Here is a 2153-nt window from a genome sequence, read left to right as displayed (position 1 = left end):
ATGGCCACTGGCGATCAGATGCTAGTCTTCCTATGGATGCACCAAGAATGCACCAAGTGAAGGTTTTAAAATAAATTAAATAGTAAGTAGATAAAAAAGCCTTTTAACATCAAAATGGTAGAAGGTTTTTTTATTTAATAATGACAAGTAAAAACTCTTTCTTACATCCTGTCACCATCGATACTGACAAAATTACGCTTTCTAAGGCTTGCAAAAGGCTATATATTAAGCATATAATAAGATTAAGAAGATTATATGTCATGATTTTTTAAGGAGGAAATTATGGACAAAAAAACTAATGTAAAAAATAATGTGCAGCGTTTTGGAAGATTTCTAAGCGCTATGGTAATGCCAAATATTGGTATGTTTATTGCTTGGGGCTTTATCACAGCTCTTTTCATACCTGATGGTTATTTTCCAAATGAAAACCTTTCCGCCATGGTAGATGTTTTATTAAAATATCTCTTGCCAACTCTTATTGCTTATTCAGGTGGTAAGCTAGTTGGAGGTGAAAGAGGTGCCGTAATTGGTGCTATAGCTACAGCTGGTGTTATAGCTGGTGCTGATATACCAATGCTAATGGGTGCTATGATTATGGGACCTTTTGCAGGATGGGTTATTAAAAAGTTTGACAAGGCAGTTGATAATAAAATCCCATCAGGATTTGAAATGCTAGTAAACAACTTCTCAGTAGGTATTATAGGAATGCTTCTTGCAATCCTTGGCTATTATGGAATTGGACCACTTCTAGCAGCCCTCACTGCTATTGTAGAAGGCGGAGTTGATTTCTTAATTAGCAAAAAATTACTTCCATTAGTATCAATCTTTGTTGAACCGGGTAAAATATTATTCTTAAATAACGCTATCAACCACGGTATTTTTACTCCAATCGGTGCTAACCAAGTATCAGAAATGGGTAAATCTATAATGTACCTAATAGAAGCTAACCCAGGACCAGGTCTAGGTATACTTCTAGCCTACTTTTTCTTTGGCAAAGGTGACTCAAAGGATTCATCAGCAGGCGCAATGATAATTCACTTCTTCGGAGGTATCCACGAGATTTACTTCCCATATGTCCTAATGAACCCATACCTACTTTTAGCTGTAATAGCTGGTGGTTTTGCAGGAGTATTAACAAATGTATTATTAAATACTGGTCTAAGATCAGCAGCATCTCCTGGATCAATTATAGCAATCATGTCTATGGCAGCACCTGGAGACCATATAAAAATTATGATTTCAGTACTAATCGCAACAGTAGTATCATTCTTCATAGCATCTATCTTTGTAAAAAGAGCCTTTGCTAGAGGAAATTCAACAGACTTTGAAAAAGCCAAGGCGGATCTAGCATCTAGTAAGGCTGAATCAAAGGGTGAAGAAAAGGTAGAAGTAAAAGTAGATTCTAACCAAGCGAGCACAGTTAAAGAAGCTAAAGATGTTAAAAAAGTAGTATTTGCCTGTGATGCAGGAATGGGATCTTCAGCTATGGGTGCATCAAGATTTAGAAATGCAATCAAAGATTCACCATATGATATAGAAGTAACTCACGCTTCAGTTTCTGATATTCCAGAAGACGCAGACATAATTGTCACAAACGAAAACCTAGTAGAAAGAGTTGATAAAACAAAGGGATATGAAATAATTCCAATCAAAAACTTCTTAGCAGATCCAAATATCAATAATTTAATCGAAAGGTTTATAAAATAAAATTTTAGAGAGTGGAGGAGTCATTGAAATCATATAACCTATCTCAAAGACAAAAAAATATCATTAACATAATTGGAGATAAGGCTGATGAATTTATAACAGTAAATGATATAGCTAAAAATATTGGTGTATCAACTAGAACTGTTCAAAGAGACTTATCTTTGATAGAAGACTTCTTATATGAAAATGACTTCTCTTTAATAAAGAAGCCAGGCCAGGGGCTTAAGCTTAATGAAAGTAAGGAATCTGTAAAATACCTTTATGAGCTTTTAGAAATGGTAGATTCTTCAAAGCAGTATGAGAGGGTTGAGAGAGTGAATTTCATTCTTTCAAGACTACTTACCAGCAAAAGTCCTATAAAATATTATGTTTTTACTTTATATTTAAATATTTCTGAGAAAACTCTAACAGATGACCTAGCTATTATAGAAAAACGGCTATCAGTT

The 2153-nt window shown here is 34.4% G+C and carries 2 protein-coding genes; both read left to right on the top strand.

What is annotated here, in order from left to right; all coding sequences use genetic code 11:
- Positions 1–282 precede the first annotated feature (282 nt).
- Entirely contained in the window at positions 283–1707 is a 1425-nt protein-coding gene (locus tag Q0410_RS06105) for a PTS mannitol transporter subunit IICB (RefSeq protein WP_299034344.1), read from the top strand.
- Positions 1708–1730: 23 nt separating this feature from the next.
- Positions 1731–2153, top strand: a 423-nt coding sequence (locus Q0410_RS06100; protein WP_299034342.1) for an HTH domain-containing protein, incomplete at its 3' end; no start/stop codon positions are given.

It is taken from the genome of uncultured Anaerococcus sp. (assembly GCF_937934665.1).
Classification (GTDB): Bacteria; Bacillota; Clostridia; order Tissierellales; family Peptoniphilaceae; genus Anaerococcus.
This window is presented reverse-complemented; position numbering and strand designations above follow the sequence as displayed.